General features: G+C 52.6%; 19 protein-coding genes. All 19 read right to left on the bottom strand.

Translation table 11 applies throughout. The annotated features are described in order from the left end of the window. Window positions 1–3: 3 nt before the first annotated feature. The 19 genes from fliE to flgD all read right to left on the bottom strand — a co-directional run bounded on the left by fliE (window position 4) and on the right by flgD (window position 19381). Window positions 4–336, bottom strand: a complete 333-nt coding sequence (fliE, locus tag L1D43_RS04175; protein WP_041510635.1) for a flagellar hook-basal body complex protein FliE — start codon at window positions 334–336, stop codon at window positions 4–6. Window positions 337–504: 168 nt separating this feature from the next. After that, complete coding sequence (locus L1D43_RS04170) at window positions 505–1848, bottom strand: sigma-54 dependent transcriptional regulator (RefSeq protein WP_239850055.1); 1344 nt, start codon at window positions 1846–1848, stop codon at window positions 505–507. Continuing rightward, complete coding sequence (locus L1D43_RS04165; RefSeq protein WP_239850054.1) at window positions 1841–2929, bottom strand: HAMP domain-containing sensor histidine kinase; 1089 nt, start codon at window positions 2927–2929, stop codon at window positions 1841–1843. Before L1D43_RS04165 ends, L1D43_RS04170 begins: the two co-directional genes overlap by 8 nt. A 157-nt stretch (window positions 2930–3086) precedes the next feature. Then, window positions 3087–4520, bottom strand: a complete 1434-nt coding sequence (locus L1D43_RS04160; protein ID WP_041510632.1) for a sigma-54-dependent Fis family transcriptional regulator — start codon at window positions 4518–4520, stop codon at window positions 3087–3089. Window positions 4521–4786: 266 nt separating this feature from the next. After that, on the bottom strand, window positions 4787–5197 hold the full coding sequence (gene fliS / locus L1D43_RS04155) for a flagellar export chaperone FliS (RefSeq protein WP_011865162.1): 411 nt from the start codon (window positions 5195–5197) through the stop codon (window positions 4787–4789). Window positions 5198–5203: 6 nt separating this feature from the next. Next, entirely contained in the window at window positions 5204–5524 is a 321-nt protein-coding gene (locus L1D43_RS04150) for a hypothetical protein (RefSeq protein WP_239850053.1), read from the bottom strand. 27 nt (window positions 5525–5551) lie between these two features. Further along, a complete protein-coding gene (gene fliD / locus L1D43_RS04145) occupies window positions 5552–6925 on the bottom strand; it encodes a flagellar filament capping protein FliD (RefSeq protein ID WP_239850052.1) in 1374 nt (457 codons plus the stop codon). Between the two features lie 29 nt (window positions 6926–6954). Beyond that, window positions 6955–7344, bottom strand: a complete 390-nt coding sequence (locus L1D43_RS04140) for a flagellar protein FlaG (protein WP_041510628.1) — start codon at window positions 7342–7344, stop codon at window positions 6955–6957. A 104-nt stretch (window positions 7345–7448) separates the two neighbouring features. Further along, the gene (locus tag L1D43_RS04135; RefSeq protein WP_239850051.1) at window positions 7449–8267 is read right to left on the bottom strand and encodes a flagellin; all 819 of its coding nucleotides are present in this window, start codon (window positions 8265–8267) and stop codon (window positions 7449–7451) included. A gap of 234 nt (window positions 8268–8501) precedes the next feature. Further along, complete coding sequence (locus tag L1D43_RS04130) at window positions 8502–9323, bottom strand: flagellin (RefSeq protein ID WP_041510626.1); 822 nt, start codon at window positions 9321–9323, stop codon at window positions 8502–8504. Between the two features lie 87 nt (window positions 9324–9410). After that, window positions 9411–10595, bottom strand: coding sequence for a flagellar hook-associated protein FlgL (gene flgL / locus L1D43_RS04125; RefSeq protein WP_239850050.1), 1185 nt, complete (start codon window positions 10593–10595; stop codon window positions 9411–9413). Window positions 10596–10606: 11 nt separating this feature from the next. Next, the gene (flgK, locus tag L1D43_RS04120; protein ID WP_239850049.1) at window positions 10607–12523 is read right to left on the bottom strand and encodes a flagellar hook-associated protein FlgK; all 1917 of its coding nucleotides are present in this window, start codon (window positions 12521–12523) and stop codon (window positions 10607–10609) included. A 64-nt stretch (window positions 12524–12587) separates the two neighbouring features. After that, window positions 12588–13580 (bottom strand): flagellar assembly peptidoglycan hydrolase FlgJ, encoded by a 993-nt coding sequence (gene flgJ / locus L1D43_RS04115; protein ID WP_239850048.1) that lies wholly within the window; start codon window positions 13578–13580, stop codon window positions 12588–12590. 47 nt (window positions 13581–13627) lie between these two features. Beyond that, window positions 13628–14719 carry a flagellar basal body P-ring protein FlgI gene (locus L1D43_RS04110; protein ID WP_041510623.1) on the bottom strand — a complete coding sequence of 364 codons (1092 nt, stop codon included), beginning with the start codon at window positions 14717–14719 and terminating at the stop codon, window positions 13628–13630. Window positions 14720–14730: 11 nt separating this feature from the next. Then, window positions 14731–15405 (bottom strand): flagellar basal body L-ring protein FlgH, encoded by a 675-nt coding sequence (gene flgH / locus L1D43_RS04105; protein WP_041510685.1) that lies wholly within the window; start codon window positions 15403–15405, stop codon window positions 14731–14733. Window positions 15406–15444: 39 nt separating this feature from the next. Then, a complete protein-coding gene (gene flgG, locus L1D43_RS04100) occupies window positions 15445–16233 on the bottom strand; it encodes a flagellar basal-body rod protein FlgG (RefSeq protein ID WP_011865151.1) in 789 nt (262 codons plus the stop codon). A 10-nt stretch (window positions 16234–16243) separates the two neighbouring features. After that, complete coding sequence (gene flgF / locus L1D43_RS04095; RefSeq protein ID WP_041510622.1) at window positions 16244–16987, bottom strand: flagellar basal-body rod protein FlgF; 744 nt, start codon at window positions 16985–16987, stop codon at window positions 16244–16246. Window positions 16988–17173: 186 nt separating this feature from the next. Next, window positions 17174–18535, bottom strand: a complete 1362-nt coding sequence (gene flgE / locus L1D43_RS04090) for a flagellar hook protein FlgE (RefSeq protein ID WP_041510621.1) — start codon at window positions 18533–18535, stop codon at window positions 17174–17176. Window positions 18536–18598: 63 nt separating this feature from the next. Continuing rightward, the gene (gene flgD / locus L1D43_RS04085; protein ID WP_041510620.1) at window positions 18599–19381 is read right to left on the bottom strand and encodes a flagellar hook assembly protein FlgD; all 783 of its coding nucleotides are present in this window, start codon (window positions 19379–19381) and stop codon (window positions 18599–18601) included.

The raw sequence follows: 19381 nt of genomic DNA, 5'->3' as shown, positions 1-19381 counted from the left end.
TGCCTAGACAGGCATACTCATGATCTCTTTGTAGGCTTCCACCAGCTTGTTGCGTACCTGAACCGTGGCCTCGAATGCCACACTGGCCTTTTCTCTGGCAATCACAGTGTCGGACAGGGTCACTCGGGTATCGCCCATGTCCAGGCGTGCCTGTAAGGAGGAGGATGTGGCCTGCAGCGCGCCGACATTGCCTACGGCCTCGGACAAGAGGCTGCCAAAGTCGCTGCCGCTGGTGTTCGCCACCTGCTGAGTGATATTAGGTGTGATCCCATTAGGCTTGATCTCGCCCGTGAGTGTCTGCATCTCTTGCAGTAATGAATTGGCACCTATCTGCATCTTGGCCTCCGCTATCGTCGTGAAATTGACGAAATCTATTCTTATTCAGACCAATGCAATATGTTTGCCAAAAATATAAAAAGCCGACAAACCCACGATTACTGGGTGTCGGCTTATGATGAAAGGTATGCCCCAGCGACAGGGCTAGGCTATATGGCTCACAACCTATCAGGCCGGGATCTGAATCCCCATGTCACGCATGCGTGCCATCTTGTATCTCAGGGTACGGGCACTGATCCCCAGCTTTTCGGCCACCTGTTTACGGCTGCCGTTACACTGATTGAGAGTCTCTAGGATGATCACATGCTCCTGGGCCTTAAGTTCATCTCCCAGGCCTTCGGGCTCGTTGGTTTTCTCACTCTCACCTATGGGCTCAAGTATCACATCCTGGGTATCGATAACGATATCCTTGGCCGTGATAAATTCGCCAGTTTGCAAAATAAGGGCACGCTGTACCACGTTATCCAGCTCTCGCACGTTACCCGGCCACCTGTGGCCCAATAGGCGCCTGCTCGCCTGTTCATCTAAGCTTGGCGCCACGGCTAAACCGGCAGCCTTGGTATGGCGCAATACTAAGTGTCTCGCCAGCGGCAAGATATCTGCCGGGCGTTGATGCAGCGCCGGCCAAGTCAGCGGGAACACATTGATGCGATAGTAGAGGTCTTCCCTGAAATCGCCCTTGGTTGCCATGGCTTTAAGGTCACGGTTCGAGGTCGCTAGCACGCGCACATCGAGTTTGATGGTCTTACGGCCACCGAGACGTTCGACCTCCCGCTCCTGCAAGACCCTGAGTAGCTTGGCCTGCAGCCCGAGATCCATCTCGGAGATCTCATCGAGCAAGAGTGTGCCTCCCTGGGCCTGTTCAAACTTGCCGGGACAGGCCTGATAGGCGCCGGTAAAGGCCCCCTTCTCATAACCAAACAGGGTGGCTTCGAGCATATTTTCCGGGATCGCGGCGCAGTTTATCGCCACAAAGGGCTCACCAGCCCGCTGACTGTGTTGGTGAATATAGCGGGCAAGCACCTCTTTACCCGAGCCGCTCGGCCCCATGATCATCACGGAGGCATCGGACTGGGCCACCTTCTGCGCCAGCGCCAGGAGCGCCAGGCTGCGTTCGTCGGCGACCACAGGTTGATCTTCGATCAGCTTAGGTTTGAGATAACGCGACACCTGATTAAGTAACACCTCAGGCGCGAAGGGCTTCGCCAGATAGTCCACCGCGCCAAGTTTAATGGCGCTGACCGCGCTGTCTATGGTGGCAAAAGCCGTCATCAGTAGAATAGGGATCTGGGCATTATGCTGCTGAAGATAGTTTACCAGGCCAAGGCCGCCTATCCCCTCCATCTGCACGTCGCTGATCACCATATCGAAATCCTGCCCCTTGAGCGCGACGATAGCCGCCTCGGCAGATTCGACATCGACGCATTCATACTGTGCCAGCAACAAGGTATCCACCAGGGCTTCGCGCAGCGCCGTGTCATCTTCAACGAGTAATATCTTGGCTTCAGCCATGGCTTACCTCCAGCCTAGATTCGGCCTCAACAGCCGGCAGGTTAAACGAGGCGCGACATCCCTTTCCCGCAATACAATTGAGTTGCAGGCGGCCCTGATGATTGGCAACAACCGTCTGCACAACGGCTAAGCCCAGGCCAGTTCCTTGCGACTTGGTGGTAAAGAAAGGTTCCAACACCTTCTCCTGCATGTCGGCAGCTAGCCCCTTACCATTATCTATTACCTCGAAGGCAATAGAATCTGTCTCATCTTGGGCACTAAGCCAGATCTGACTGGCACCGGCCTCGAGGCTGTTCATCACCAGATTGTTGATCGCCGAGCTCAGCGCCGCCGCGTTAGCCTTAAAATGATGATGAGTGTCGAGTTTAAGATGCAGTTGGCAGCCTTTGCGCTCGGCAATCGGTTCGCAGTTGGCCATCACAGAGTCCACGACCTGCTGCATGTTGCAGACATCGGTCAACTCCTGCTGACGCCCCTTGGCCATCAGCAACATATCGTCGACCTGTTGCGACAGCTCGTTGAGCCTGTCGATAAGCTTGCCCTGAAAACGCTCCCTCGAGGCCTGCGTCAACTTAGGACTCCCTAAGTTAGCCGCGTAGAGCAAGGCGGCTGACAACGGCGTGCGCACCTGGTGGGCCAGACTCGCCACCATCTTGCCTAAGGCAGAGAGGCGTTGCAGATGAGACAGGTTCTTCTGCAGTAGGCGGGTTTCGGTCAGATCCGTCAGTACGATCAACTGACCGGGCTCAGGGGTTAAGGGAGTGATCGCCAGCTTTACCCTTCGGTCATTTTTCAATGATACCTCGTGGCCATCGTCATCTTGGGGCGAGAAGGCACGATTGATGACTTGCAGCCAGCGCATGCCAGCCAGGGGCTGCCCCAGCAACTGCACGGCAACGGGATTGGCGTCGGTCACTATGCCATCGCCATTGAGGATCACCACGCCCGATGGCATGGCCTGGAGTATATGTTCCATGCGGCTGGAGATGGCATCGTTTGCCACCTCGCCGCCCGCGACTTGGGAAGGAGCCAGAGCTACCTGTGCCTGCGCTGTATATGCCACCTTTGGATTCGCGGCCATAACCACTCCGTCAATAATTTGCTGCTAAGCAAGTTAATGCAGGGAGCATGCCAACTAAAAGTTCATAATTAACAGTGGATTATGTGTCAGGAATGACAAAGGCCCAGAAATGGGCCTTTATTAGATAAGGTGAGCAAATGAGAGCTCGAAGCCGGAGTTAGTCCTTACTCATGCCATACTTGCGCATCTTCTCCACCAGTGTGGTGCGACGGATCCCCAGCATCTCGGCGGCGCGAGCCACCACATTGTCCTGCTGATCCAGCGCCTGGCGAATCATGTCGATCTCAAGTTCGGCCAACAGGTCCTTGAGGTTCACCCCTTCGGGTGGTAGTTCACTAGGGAAACGGCTCTCAGGAATATCGACCGCCACCTCATCGCTAAAGATAGAGGCCAGCGCATCACGCTCCAGCTCCTCTTCACTGACCTGCACCTGATATTCAGGCACGTCGATATGACGGTATTTAAGGGGAAGGTCATTAACATCGACCAAGCCACCTGGATAGAGGATAGTGAGGCGCTCGACCAGGTTAGACAGTTCACGCACGTTACCCGACCAGCTATGCTCCTTGAGCGACTCAATCGCCCGTTGGGTAAAGCGCACCTTGCCACGCCCCTCGTTGTAGACGCGGCTGACCAACTCCTGCAGCAATAGCGGGATATCGTCTTTACGTTCACACAGGGCGGGCATCTCAACAGGGAACACATTGAGGCGATAGAAGAGATCTTCCCTAAACTCGCCGTTGGCGATCATGGTCTCTAGCTCTCTGTGAGTCGCCGCGATGACGCGCACATTGGTATGAATTGGTTTGCTGCCACCCACACGCTCGAAGACACGCTCCTGTAGCACACGCAGCAGTTTAACCTGCATCTGCAGGGGCATGTCGCCGATCTCATCGAGAAACAGGGTGCCCCCTTCGGCGAGCTCGAAGCGTCCCTTACGGGCACTGATTGCGCCGGTAAATGAGCCCTTCTCATGACCGAACAGCTCACTCTCGAGCAATTCTGGCGGAATGGCGCCACAGTTTACCGGGATGAAGGGACCATCACGGCGATCGGAAATATAGTGGATATTGCGTGCAACCACCTCTTTGCCGGTACCCGACTGACCTAGAACCAATACGGTGGCGTCGGAACCGGCCACCTGGTTGATCAGGTGACGCACCTGGGCAATGCCTTCACTGCGACCGACCAGACTGCGAAATAACTTGGTCTGATTACCACTGGTAGGTATATCCGGACGCTTAGCCTGCACAAACACCTGGCAAAAATGCAGGAGTTCGGTCAATTGAGGATAATTTAACGGCTCTTCGATACAACCCAATACATTGCCTGCCGACACGTCGCCATTAGAGCCTAACAACAAGATGGGTTGCCAAGGCATTGAGGTGGCAATAGATTGCAACAAGGTCTTAGATTGAGCCTCTTGTGCAATGACAAGTGCTCTATAGCGGGTATTCGACATTCGAGATTCGAGTCTGTCGACGGCAAGCAACTCTACCTGCTCACCAAGAAACTCAAAAACACAAGATAAGCGATTAATTCGCTCTGACTGATTACCGACAAGTAGAATTCGTTGATCTGTTTGCATCATTTAAGAAGGCCGTAAAGCACTCAGTGTTATTCGCATTAATTATTAGTGTTAGTTGCTTCGAAAGCGAGATAATCGTTTTAATCCAGTTTTCCAAAAAATGACTATCACACGGAATAGTGTATTATCAGCAGCACATTAGCAAGTATCAGATTCATTTTCTGACTAACTCATCTGATTTTAGAGCAAATTCTCAACGTATCAAGCATCAGGCGCCAATCGTTTGACGCCTGACAAAAAGTTATTGTTCAGAAAGATAGTCGAGACGATTAAATTGCCTCTGTGTGTGATGCTAGATGGTGCTCATTTTGGGGAATGGCGTCCCAGCCTTCCTTGATGGTACGGATGATTTCACTCACATCATCGATCGCCTGCACATCGTTATTCATGTTGGCCTCAGAGAGCTTACGCAGCATGAAATCATAGAGGTCGCTAAGGTTACTGGCGATCTCGCCCCCTGCTTCCATATTCAGGCTGTTATTGAGTCCGGTAATGATGCCAATGGCCTTGCCGATATAGATACCTTTGTTCTCTATATCATTGTTTTCTATTGCATAACGACTCTGTGCCAATCGTTGAAGCGCACCTTCAAACATCATTTGAATGATACGGTGTGGTGAAGCGACAGAGATTTCGCTCTCTAAAGACACCTTGCGATATGACTGCAGTGACTTTCTCATAAAAACCTACCTTTCTGCATCTATAGACTTGTAAACATTAAGTTGGCGCTGACTCTTACGTCCGACATGCAGTAATTCCTGACGATGCTTTAACAGGTTTACGGCCTGCGTGGTAAAGCTGCTGGTCAATTCCAGCTGGGACTGTAATAGGGCCCTGTCTTCCTCTTTAGGTGAGGCGAGCACCTTATCGAGTAAAAGTTGACGCTGACCAACCAAGTCAAGCAAATTTGATACCAACTCATCAGCATCTTCCTGTTCGGCAGGTATTTGTTCCAGATGCTGCATGACCTGAGTAATGTCTTCATTTAACTTATCTAAAGACTCCAATGCACTTCCTTCTTGCAACACTATTGATTAGCCCTTCTGAGAAATCACGCCAGGCAGAGAATTCAGCCCATTAACGATACCAGCAGACTGTTGATTTAATTTACCGACAACCAGGTCCATCGCATTAAATTGCTTAAACAGACGGGCTTGTAACTGTTCCATTTTCAGAGAAAAGGCTTCACGCTGCTCATCTAAGCGCTTCTTATCGGCGGTATAGGCATTGTTGCGAGAATCGATCAGGCCGCCACTCTTTACGTAACCATTGACCAAGGAATCTAACCTATTAGCCAAACCTGTCGTATCGGTTGCAAATAGGCCTTCGATACTGCTCATATCTTCGCTGATGGCTTTGTCCAGCTTAGTGCTATCGACCGACAGCTTACCGTAGCGATCCGCCTCGATACCGATATCATAGAGGGCTACCGACTGTCCGCCTCCCAGATCGATGCGATTAGAGATCATGTTGCGCATCTGAGATTCGATCGAACGTATCATCGAATCCCCCTGGAGCGCCGAAGCTTTCTCTTTGTCGGCATCATAGGACGAAACCTTGTCTATGGTGCTCATCAGGCTGTTATAGGCGTCGACAAAGCCCTGAACATTTTCTTTTACGGCGTCTTCGTCTAACTCAATCTTAAGTACCGAGGTCTTATTAAGATCGGCATCGGTGAGATTCAGTGTCACACCGGCAATGGCATTCTTGATTTCATTGGTTTGCGATTGTAGCTTCTGGCCATCGATGTAGACAATCGACTCTTTAGCGGCCTGTACTTCGCTTAAGTTGCCCGCGCCAAACATGTCGCTAAGGCCTGTACCAGTTGTATCTGTGGCGGTAACACTGATGTTGTTATCCGTCCCTTCGGTATCTGAGCTGATCACCAGACGGCTACCGCCATCTGTGGTCACTATGGTAGCAGTCACCCCGACATTGTCATCGGCGCTGTTTATCTTATCGGCTATGGCCGATAGTGAGTCTCCAGCGGCCACATCGACCGAGAAACTTTGGCCGTTGACCGTGAAGCCCAAGCTCCCCTCACCGACCGCGGCGCTGGCATCGGCCGTGAAGGCACCAGCCACCTTGTGACGCTGGGCGAGTTGCTCAACCACTATGTTATAGCTACCCGTCTGCGCATTCTTATCGGCAGTGGCCGTAAAGTAGCTACTGTCACCGGTTGAAACCTGACGTTGGTTTAAGCTGCTACCATCTTTGAGTTTTTCAAGCGCATCCTGAAAACTAGACAGTGCACTCTTTAGCGAGCCCATGGCAGAGACTTTCGCATCTATGGTGTCTTCTGTCTTATTGAAGATCGCTTCTTTGGGCACCTTCTCAGCATCAACCAGCACCCCCACAATCGTGTTGATATCAAGCCCTGAACCTATGCCTGTTGCTGTTAATGCCATAACTACCTCTACTCAACGCCGGCTGAAGCTTAAGCTTCAGTTTTCATTAATAATCCAGTGACTTCAGAAAGTTTCTGCGCCAACTTCAATGCTTCTTCGTTTGGAATTTGACGGATAACATCACCCGAATCAATATCCATAACGCTAACAATATTTGTGCCAGAATCTTCGTCAATCTTAAAGGCTAATCCCTTGCGCATCACAGACATCATATTTGACATCTCTTCGACCAGCTTCTGCATCGCTTCTGGCGATTGCTCTTCGGCCTCTGCCGCTTCGGCTTGATTGCTCTGCTCGACTGCCTTTATCGAACCTTTAGCTAATTCCACATCCTCTGCCGCATTTGCTTTAACGGGCGTCATGCCTATATCAATTTTAGCAGCTGTAGCATTCGATGAATTAACGGTATTAATATCCATGACCTGTACCTCTACTTCGTTAATTTATCCTTAAAATCACGAAAGGGAGATCCGTCGCCGAACCTCCCTTATCTTCATCAAACTCGGTCTAACCCATTACTCTATTAGAGTAGTGATAGGGCAACCTGTGGCAGCTGGTTAGCTTGAGCTAGCATAGCTGAACCGGTTTGCTGAAGCACTTGGTTCTTAGTCATAGCAGAGGTTTCTTTCGCGAAATCCACGTCTACGATACGGCTCTTAGCGTCGGCAACGTTAGCCTGAGTATTGGCGCTGTTGCTGATGTTGTGCGCTAGACGGTTCTGAATCGCACCAAGTTCTGCACGCTGTGTATCGATAGTGGTGATTGCCGCATCGATAGCTGCTAGAGCCGAACCACGGTTTGCAGAAGTTGCGTTAGTCAGAGCATTAACACCTAGAGAGGTCGCATCAGATTTACCCACTTTAACAGTGATATCTTCGCCATCTTGGTGACCAACCTGGAAGCTCTTACCTGTAGAGAATGAACCATTAAGTAGCTTGGTGTTACCAAACGCAGTGTTGTTACCAATTTCGGTGATTTCTAAGGCCAGCTGATCCATTTCGGCTTTCAGAGCGGCTAAGTCATCTGCGCTGTTCGCACCGTTTTCAGACTGGATAGTCAGGTCACGCATACGTTGCAGCATGTTAGTCTGCTCTTGCATTGCACCTTCAGAGATCTGCGCGATAGAGATAGCGTCGTTAGCGTTACGCATACCAACTTCAAGACCACGAACCTGAGAGTTCAGACGGTTCGAAATCGCAAGACCGGCAGCATCGTCTTTCGCACTGTTGATGCGAAGACCACTTGATAGACGCTCCATAGAGGTCGCTAGGTTGCCGCTAGAAGCATTTAGGTTTTTCTGTGCTTTTAGAGATGTTACGTTAGTGTTTACTGTAATAGCCATAATCGATTCCTCTTTATACCTGGCTTAAAACTAAGCCTGTCTACTTAAGCCAGGCCGGTCTTACTGGGTTACAGTATATTTAACGGCAGAGGGTTTTCGATCTTTAGAAAATTTTTTATAAAAAATAGGCTATTTTTTATAGCTGTTATATATCAATAGCTTAACGCGCGAAAAAGTAACAAAAACGGTGCAAAAACTAGTCTGCACCGTTTCTTGAGGACTAACCCAGAGGCATTAACCCAGTAGTGACAGGGCAACCTGAGGCAACTGGTTAGCCTGGGCGAGCATGGCAGAACCTGTCTGCTGCAGCACCTGGTTCTTGGTCATGGTCGAAGTTTCTTTAGCGAAATCTACATCCACGATACGACTCTTAGCATCGGCAACGTTGGCCTGGGTGTTAGCGCTGTTACTGATGTTATGGGCCAGACGATTTTGCACCGCACCTAATTTGGCGCGCTGAGTGTCAATCACCTTAATAGCCGCATCAATCTTACCGATGGCAGCATCTCGGCCAGCTGAGGTTAACACAGTAAGGCTGTTCACCGACAATACACCGGCGTTCAACGTACCCACAGAGATAGTGACATCTTCACCATCCTGGTGACCTACCTGGAACAGCTTACCGGCAGAAAACTCACCCGTCAGCAACTTGGTATTACCAAATGCAGTACTGTTACCGATCGCCGTGATCTCTTCTGCAAGCTGGTCCATCTCATCTTTCAACGCTTGTAAGTCGGCAGTGCTGTTGGCGCCGTTTTCAGATTGAATCGACAGATCACGCATACGCTGCAGCATGTTAGTCTGCTCTTGCATCGCACCTTCAGAGATCTGCGCGATAGAGATAGCGTCGTTAGCATTACGCATACCGACCTCAAGACCGCGAACCTGAGAGTTCAGACGGTTCGAGATCGCGAGACCCGCAGCATCGTCTTTCGCACTGTTGATACGAAGACCGCTCGACAAACGCTCCATTGAGGTTGCCAGGTTTTGAGAAGAAGTATTTAGGTTCTTCTGCGCCTTCATCGATGTGACATTGGTATTAACATTAATAGCCATTGTGTTTTCCTCTTCTTGGTTGCACTGCCAAGACGTTGAGCTTGGCTAATAAATTACAAGTTAAGTTTGTCAAAGGCCTGAGCCCGTTTAGATATAATCAAAAAGTGTCGTCGACCCGACTTTGCTAAACACACTCGATACGGCATTTAAGGCCAACTGTTGTTTCTCGAGCTCAGTTATCGCCGAGGCATAATCCAAATCTTCCAGCATTGAGAGCGCCGAACTGTTCACCAGCTTTTCTTCCACATGGGTCGAACTGTAACGCTCAATCTGCTTCAAGCTATTACCGGCTTCTCCCCGGGCAATGCTCAACTGATTGACACCACTATCGATATTATTCAACATCTGTGCCAACTCAGCTTTACCTTGGGGAGTATTCACCTTATTAGGATCTTCGAGCAGAGTGATTGCCTGACTGATGGTATCGAAGACGCTCACCTGGGATTGCGGCGTGATACTAAAGGTATCCCCAGGGGCAGGCTGGCCATCGAGTTTCACCTCAATACCACTGAAGCTAATAGGATCGGCGGCATCGAAACCAGGAACCGTCGTGACCAGAGTCGCGGACGAATCTCGAACCTCAAGGGTTGTACCATTCATGGTAAAGCTATATGTATCGAGTGCGGCCGGGTTACTGTTGGTAGCGCTCAGCACCCGAAAATCTCCTACCTGACCCGTCGAATAATTGGCGCTAAAGTCGCCAAGGCCGGAAGGTGCATTCATAAAGGCTTGATCGCCAGGAATATTTGTCCCCAGGGTGACGCCAGATGCCACTATGGCGTCACGCACGCCACTGTCACCGCTGTAGACCACGTTGCCGGCCGCATCGAATGCAAAGGGCTGCTTACCGGTTTCATAACCTGAAAACATATAGTTGCCCGATTCATCTTTGGTGTTGGCCACCGAAACGAGCTCTTCCAATGTGCCCTTAAGCTCATCGGCAATCATTTGCCGCTCAGAATCCGACAGGCTGCCATTCACTGCACGCAGGATCTGCTCTCTAACCGAGCCGGTTAGGGTTTCTGCCGTGCCCAGCTTGCTCTCGGTCAAGGCCAGACGGTTGGTGGCATAGTCGATATTCTTCATAAACTGATCGACTAGGGCATTTTGCTGATTCAGGTTATCGATACCGATAGCCGCCACGGGATCGTCCCCCGCAGTATTCACCCGCTTGCCGCTGGCAATCTGATCGATGATCTTACTGGTCGCTGATTGCTTGTTAAGCACGCTGTTGATGTTCTGCTGAAACATCTGCGCCGTTGAGATCCGCATAATTAAGGCTCCTATCTCACCGAACTAAAGAGGGTGTCAAAAATTTCTGTGGCCGTGGTCATGATCCGGGCCGATGCCTGATAAGACTGTTGGAAGCGCATCAAATTGGCGGCCTCTTCGTCTAGGTTTACCCCTGACTCACTCTGCACCCGGGTATAGGCCTGGGAATACACGGCTTCGGCCGAACCAAAGGCCACCTCGGCGGCTTTGGCCTTGCCACCCACCTGCAACTTGGTATTTTCATACACATCCGCAAGAGTCGAGCCGCCATTGTTCATCAGTTTGGTTTCCGCGAGTTTTGCCATGGCTACTGCATTGCTGTTATCTCCTTCGGCGAAGCTGAGATCGAAGGTAAATCTGTCTGTGGCCGGTGCGCTGCTATCCACCTCGAAGGTGAAGCCATAGGCACTGATAGATGGCGGCGTAAAGGCTGCCGGGGCGCCGAGAGAGTTGCCCGCCGCATCGAACACCTCGAAGGTATTTGCCGCGGTATCAATCTCAAAAGTCAGCTCACTGCCGGTTAGGGGAAAACCTGCTGCGCTGCGATTATCTATGCTCACCAGCTTCACCTGGGTATTGCCAGAATTAGCGGCATCTTGGGTTATCTTAGGCGCGGCGGCGGCTATCTCCTTGGGATCTGTCATCACCACCTTGATGCCAGCCGCGGCACCCGATGTCGGACGTATCTCGAATCTGTCCCCGGAGGCCATGACGCCAGAATCGATATTGATGCTAAAGCCGTCACCACCGGTCAACTGACTGCCATTTAAGGTAAGTGGCGTCACAGTGCCTGTATCTAGATCCTTAAGCTCATAGGTGGCCGGCGCGGTAAAGGTCAGCTCATAGCTTCCACCGGACAGGGCATTTACATCATCTATGTTTACCCTTAAGGCCGCATTGCCCGTATTGTTCTCATAAGCACCGGCGCGGCCAACTGACATAGCAGGATCGTTAATATCGAGAAATAGGTCGCTGCCCACCTGGCCGTTCAGATCAAAACCTGCCGCCTGAGCCTGATTAAAACTGTCGGCAATCCCCAACGCCAGCTGGCCCATCTCCAGCTGCGCCGGGATCAGTGTCTCGTCGCGAAATTGAAATAAGGCGCCCAGGCTGCCACCCATCTTGCTAGGGTCGACCACTAAGGTCTGATCGCCTGCCGTGGTGGTAATGCGCAGCTCGCCGGCATAAGGGTCACCAGTGGTCGATCCCATCTGCATCGAGACTTCACCAGAGACCAACATCACGGCGCCACCGAGCATGATACTCTTGGCACCCGATTCTAGCGGGATCACATTTACCTGAGCATATTCGCTGAGCTCCTGGATCAGGGCGTCCTGCTTATCGAGCAGCTGCATGTCGGCGCCCTGAGACTTCATCAGCTCCTGGTTGATGTGGCCAAGTTCAGAGCTGATCTCGTTGATGCGATCCGTCACGGCCGAGATCTGATCGTTGGTCTGTTTCATCTGACCATCGAGTTGCGACTGCATCTGATTAAGCGCCTTGGCTATCTGATCGGCATTGCCCAGCAGGCTACCGCGAATGCCCATATCATCAGGCAGATCCGCCAAACTATTGAGTCCGGCAAAGAGATCGTTAAGGCTCTGAGGCACAGCCTTACCTATCTGAGAGAACAGCTGGTCGAGCTCGCTCGTCTTGGTCTGTGTGGTCTGCGCCTGACTCAGCGCCGTCTGACCGATACGCAGCTCGCGCGCGGCATACTCGTTATAGATCCGCTTCACGTCGGTAATATAGGTACCAGCGCCATAGAAGCTGTTGCCAAGGCGCTGGGATTCCAGGCTAGACTGCTCGGCGACCTGACGGTGATAACCCTGGGTATTGGCATTGGTGATATTGTTACTGGTTACCGCCAGCTGCGACTGTGAGGCAAGCACGCCGGTACGGGCGATATTAAGCAGATCCATCGACATTATGCTTCACCTCTTGTTGCATTTGCTTCAAATTGCGCACTCATCACTTATCACTCCCCACTCATCACTTGCCAAGCATGCCGGCGCCGAGCTCTTTATTTACGGCTTGAGTTACCGTCTGCATCACCTTGATCACCTTGTCTGCGTAATCAGGGTCTGTGGCATAACCGGCATCCTGCAGGCCACGGATAAAGGCGGCAGGGTTGGCGGCCTTCTCCATTGCATCCTGATAACGAGCGCCTTCGGAAATGAAAGAGACGAAATCGTCAAAACTTTGTTTAATATCTTGATACACCCTGAAATCGGCGCGTTGCTTCACCGCAACCCCATGTTCAAATTCCAGGGTACTCACGCCGGCACGCTCGCCTTCCCAGCGGCGATCGGCCTTGATGTTAAATAGGTTATTGCTGGGCTGACCGTCTGCGCGGCGCACCATCTTCTGTCCCCACCCCGTCTCGAGTGCCGACTGGGCAATCAATACCTCTGGGCTGGTACCCAAAGCCTTAGCCGCCTGCTCTGCATGGGGATAGACAGCCTTGACGAACGCCTCACGGCTCTCAAAACCCTTATTAGCCAAACCTGTTGGCGCCTGAGACGGCAAGACCTTGCCGCTCATCACCTCATTGAGTATCTGTGGCATTGGTTTTTCAGAACCGTCGGCACCGTTAGCAGCAAATGGCTTAGGCGCCGACTTTGTAACCGGACTCTCCATGCCGCCACGCAGCACGGAAGCCGGCGTTAGCTGACTCGTCTGCGGCGAGAGCTGCTGCACCATGAGATCAGCAAGACCCAACATCCCCTTGTCCGACAGATTGACTGACATCTGTTGATCATGCATCTGCTCGTAAAACTTGGTGTATTGGCTGTTCATGGGGCTATCGGACTCAAACACAGCATTGGCATCACGCATGCTTTTCATCAACATCTGCACGAAGATGCCTTCGAACTGCTGCGCCACTTCTTTAAGCGCCGCCTTGTCATCTTTCTGCGCCTTGGCACGTAGGGAGTCCAGACCCCCTATGTCCAAGAAATGCGATGCGTTTGACAGCTTATCCATGTTGAGTCCCGATGCCTTGGCGACGACTAACTCGTCTGCGACAAAATTTAGATGATGATAAGCTCACCATGCAAAGCACCTGCCACCTTTAACGCTTCTAAGATGGCTAATACATCCGAAGGCGCGGCGCCGACCAGATTCACCGCCCTGACCAACTCATCTAAGGTAGTGCCAGGGTTGAACAGGAACATGCGGTTGTCTTCTTCGGACACATCTATGGTGCTGTCGCTGGTAACCACGGTATTGCCACCTGCCAGCGGATTAGGCTGAGACACCTGCGTCGCCTCGGCGATGGTTACCGTCAGGCCGCCATGGGTCACCGCCGCAGGAAGTAGCCGCACGTCTTTGCCCACCACTATGGTGCCGGTACGAGAATTGACGATCACCTTGGCCGATTCAGATGCTGGCTCCACCTCGATATTTTCCAGCGTCGCCAGGAAAGAGACTCGCTGAGACACATCCCGCGGCGCGCTCACCTGCACCGAGGCGGCATCCAGTGGACGAGCCATCCCTGGGCCTAAGAGATCATTGATAGCATCGGCGAGACGTTTAGCCGTCGAAAAATCGGCGCGGCGCAGATTAAAGGTCAGATGATCGCCGGTGGAAAATGGCGTCGCCACGGTACGCTCGACGATGGCACCATTGGGGATACGACCCACGGTCGGCGTATTTTGAATCACCTTAGAGCCATCGAGCCCTTCGGCGCTGAAGCCGCTGACCACCATGCTGCCTTGGGCAATCGCGTAAACATTGCCGTCGACCCCCTTGAGGAAGGTCTGCAATAGTGTGCCGCCGCGCAGGCTCTTAGCCTCACCCAAGCTTGATACGGTCACGTCCAGCGTCTGCCCCGGCTTGATAAAGGCGGGCATGTCGGCACTTACCGCCACCACGGCGACGTTCTTGATCTTAGGACGGAAGTTATCGGGCAGATTGATGCCGAAATTTTTCAGCATGGTCTTAAAGGTCTGCTCGGTATAACGTGTCTTCTCGCCTGTGCCCGGCAGGCCAACCACCAGACCATAGCCGATCAGCTGGTTGCTACGCACCCCTTGCACGTTGGCGATATCTTTGATGCGCTGGGCCGAGCTGACGCTTGAAAACACCATCAGGGCACAGGCCAATATTATTTTCATCTTCATGGCATCGCTCCTTAGAAGGGCCACCAGTCGCTCATAAAGAACTGACTCAACCAACCCACCTTCTGCGCATCGGCAAAGGTACCTGTACCGCTGTACTGAATACGGGCATTGGCCACACGTTGAGAGTCGATGGTGTTATCGGGACGAATATCTTGCGAGCGCACTATGCCGGTGAGCCTGACAAACTCATCGCCATTATTGATGGTGATCCACTTCTCGCCGCGGATCACCAGGTTACCGTTGTTGAGCACCTGCATCACGTTGGCCGATATGCTGCCCGACAGGCTGTTGCTCTGATCGGCATCAGACTCACGCTTGGTGTTCATGCTGTCTTTGTAGCGCAGATCGATAGGCGAACCGCTGATGGTGACGTTGCCGCCACCGGCATAGATGGGATCCAGCGTCAGATCTGAGCCCTTCTTTAGCTCGTTGTTGGCGCTCTTCTTCGCCTTGGTCGACTCTTGCAGGATCACGGTAATGATGTCGCCAACCTTAAGCGCCTTGATGTCCGAATAGAGGCTTGAGGCCTGGCTGTCCTGATACATGGAGCCCGTGGCGGCGATCTTAGTCGGCGGCGCCTCGGGATACACGGGAGCATAATAGGGATCATCGGCGATCGGCTTCTGGTTGGTTGAGGCACAGCCTACCAATGCCAGCGCAACCACCAAGACAAGTGACTTAGTCAATTCAAACTTAGTCAATTCAAACTTAGTCATATCAAACCTCTACAAATTCTGATTGACGTAAGAGAGCATCTGGTCGACGGCCGAGATCACCTTAGAGTTCATCTCGTAGATACGCTGACTCTCGATCAGGTTCACCAGCTCTTCGGTCACGTTAACGTTGGAGGTTTCGAGCGCCCCTTGACGAATGGCACCCATGCCATCCAGTGAAGCCGTGCCCTGAATAGGCGTGCCGCTGGCACCGGTTTCCAGATAGAGGTTCTGCCCCATAGGGTCCAGGCCGCTCGGATTGATAAAGTCTGACATGCTCAGCTGGCCAACCACCTGGTTTTCCGCAGCACCAGGGGTCTTTACCGACACTTCACCTTCTGCAGAGACGGTAATGCTAGTGGCATCATCAGGGATGGTGATGGCTGGCTGCAGCACATAACCCGAACCCGGGGTCACTATCTGCCCGGTATCGTCCAAGGTAAATTGACCGTTGCGGGTATAGGCTGTGGTGCCGTCGGGCAGCTGCACCTCGAAGAAACCCGGACCTTCGATCATCAGATCCAGTGAGTTATCTGTGGTCAGCATATTGCCCTGGGTGAACATCTTCTGAGTCGCCACCACCTTGGTACCCGCACCTATGTTCAGGCCGTTGGGTAGCTTAGTGTTAGAGGCGCTGATCCCCCCCGCCTGGTTGACGGTTTGATAGAGCAGGTCTTCGAAGACGGCTCGGCTCTTCTTGTATCCAACTGTGCTCGCGTTCGCCACATTGTTGGAGATCACCGAGATATCTGTTTGCTGGGCATCTAAGCCAGTCTTACTAATCCATAACGCCGGATGCATAATCTATCTCCTAACTAATGCGCATTAATGACGAAGAGGCTTGATCCATCTCTTCGGCGGTTTTCATCATCTTGACCTGCATCTCAAACTGACGCTGCAGATCGATTAAAGAGACCATCTCGTCGACGGCATTGACATTGCTGCCCTCAATAGCCCCACTCTCCACCGCAACATTGGGGTCGGCCGCGGCATTCACGCCAGACATTTGACGGAACAGGCCATCCTCGCCGCGCATCAGGTTTTGATTGCCAGGGTTGACTAACTTGATGCGGCCAACTTCCTCGATCACCTCGGCGGTGGAGCCAAGCGGTCTGACCGAGATGGTGCCATCTTGGGCAATCTCGACCTTCTCGATAGGAAGCGGTAGTACGATGGGGCCGGCATCTCCCATAATGGGGTTGCCTCTATCGTTTCGCAGCAGACCCGAGGTATCGAAACTCAGGCTGCCAGAGCGGGTGTAGGCTTCGCTACCATCGACGGCCTGCACGGCTATCCAACCATCGCCCTTCACCGCGATATCGAGATCCCGGCCCGTGGTCTTGATGGGGCCGGCGGCAAAGTTGGCCGACGGGTTCTCTGTCATGGAAAACACCCTTGTCGGCAAGCCTTCGCCAAAGGCCTGCATGGATCTGGCCTGCTCAAGATCCGACTTGAAGCCGTCGGTATTGGCGTTGGCAAGGTTGTTGGCACGCACTGCCAGCGAATGCATATTCTGCTTGGCGCCACTCATGGCGACATAGAGTAATTTATCCACTTGCTGCTCCGTCAATGTTTCAACTAAAACTGTCTAATAACAGAACAAAGCAAACATCATGCCAAGCAATGGATTTGGTTAGACTGCTTAAATCAAGCAGATAGAAATGAAGCGAAGGGAGGAAAGGCTAAGCGGCAAGTGAAGCGGAAATGTGTTGCCGCTTGGGCAACACATTTCACTAAGGGATTAACGGATCTGCAGTACCGTCTGCTGCAGGGTATTGTTAACCTCCAGCGTACGCGAGTTAGCCTGGAAGTTACGCTGAGCCGAGATAAGGTCCACCAGCTCTGTGGTCAGATCCACGTTTGACTGCTCAAGCGCCGAGGAACGAATGCTACCGAAGGTACCGCTGTTGGCCTCACCCGCCAGTGCCGGACCAGAATCCAGGCTCTCCTTCCAAGCGGTATTACCCACCTGAGTCAGTCCCTGCTCGTTTGAGAAGCGCGCCAGGGCGACACGGGCCAGCGGCACGGTTGAGCCATTGCTGTAGCTGGCGTTGATCAAACCATCGGCGCCCACTTCCACGTTAGTCAGACGACCAACGGTAGTACCGTCCTGACTCAGCTCGGTCACCTCGAACGGTGAAGCGTACTGGGTCGGGCTGTTGAAGTTGAGGGTTAGCGTTTGGCTGCCGTCTGTACCAGGGCCTAACACGTTGGCGCCACTGACCCCGAGCGTCTCTGTGGTGATCACCGCAGGATCACTACCTATATAGGCACCTGTGTCGTTGAACGACAGCACTGAGCCCTTCCAGCCGCTGGAATTAACCGCCGTGCCGGACGAGTCGGCCACACCGTCACCCGTAGTATCACGACCATAGGTGCCCGCGGCGCCTGCAAGATCGACCTGCTTACCGTCTACCGCGTAGAAGGCCACCCAGTTACTGGTGCCGGTATAGGCCGCCTGGGGTGGGCGCACGAAATAGGTGGTCAGAATGTGAGGCTCACCTAGTGAATCATACATGGTGACCGAGGTCGAATTGTTGTAGGTGTCTGGGTCGTTCGGATTAAAGTTAGCCGGATCTAGAGTAGACTCACCCGCATTGAGGTTCATCTGAATGCCGATGTTGTCGGTTTTCTGCGGGCTACCCGCGGTATCAGGGATCTTCACCGGCTGAGTGGTGGTGAGACTCACAGAGGTCGAGTTACCATCCTTATCAACCGGGAAGGTCTGCAGATAGGCACCGGCCGAGTTAACCAAGTAGCTGTCGGCGTCCACCTTAAAGGCACCGGCGCGAGTGTAGGAGAGATCTTGCGAGCCCACTTCTGATGAGGTGACAAAGAAACCACCGCCATTGATCGCCATATCCAGCGCATTGCTGGTAAATTGCAGACTGCCCTGCTGGAACTGCTGAGCCACCTGGGCTGTGGTCACACCGCCACCGACTGTGGTCTTGCTGTTGGCAAAAATAGAACTGGCATACACGTCGGCGAACTCGGCGCGCGACTCCTTAAAGCCTGTGGTGTTCACGTTGGCGATGTTATTCGCCGTGGTATTGAGATCTTTTTGCGCCGCCGCGATACCACTCAATGCAATGTTAAATGACATAAATCACCTCACTAAAAATTTGTTATCTGTTCTGGACCTAAATGCCCTAACGCTCTGCTTTGTCTAGGTTTCAGACACGGCCAGAACATCACCGAGTTTGATACCGCCTATGCCTCTCAAGTTGAGAATCGCGCCGGTACTTGCCGTCCCCAGCGAAACACTCGTCACGTGAGCGTAGGTCGATACGGCTAAATCTTCACTCTTACCATCGACTTTGCCCGATGCCTTGATGGAATAATTACCGCTGGCAACGGGTTCCCCATCCTTATCCAGTCCATCCCAGGCCACATCGATGTTGCCGCCATCACTGCCGTCGACGGTGAAGGTCTTAACCAACTGCCCCTTCTCATCTTCGATGCGTACCGTGATCGACTCGATAGGCTCTGGCGTACTGATCACCCCTTTCAGCACAGGCTCTTCCGCCGAAATATGCCCGGTATCCGATGGGATCAACACCTTCTGTCCTACTAGTCCCGAGGCCTGCAACGCCTGACTCGAGGTCATCACAGTATTAAGATTGACGATCTCCTCGTTGAGCTTAGTGATGCCGTCCACGGTAGAGAAGGATGCCATCTGAGCGATCATCTGGTCGTTATCCACCGGCTTAAACGGATCTTGCATCGACAACTGCTGACTGAGTAAGGAGAAGAAATCCTCCTGGGTCAGCTCCTGGCTCTTGGCCTCAGGAATCGACGACTCCTCTTGCAGGCGCATGCTGTCGAGAAAAGGATTTCCCGTGGTCTGGGTGGTTGCCTGACTACTGGAAGCCTGAGGCGCCACCGTCTTGGCGCTCTGGGTCGAACTGTTTGGCGCAACCTGAGTATTTAATGGATTAACTAGGCTCAC

Origin of the sequence: Shewanella sp. Isolate8, from assembly GCF_022398495.1 — a bacterium.
GTDB classification, from domain to species: domain Bacteria; phylum Pseudomonadota; class Gammaproteobacteria; order Enterobacterales; family Shewanellaceae; genus Shewanella; species Shewanella aquimarina.
The sequence above is the reverse complement of the archived record's forward strand: the minus strand, read 5'-3'. Positions and strand labels throughout refer to the sequence as shown.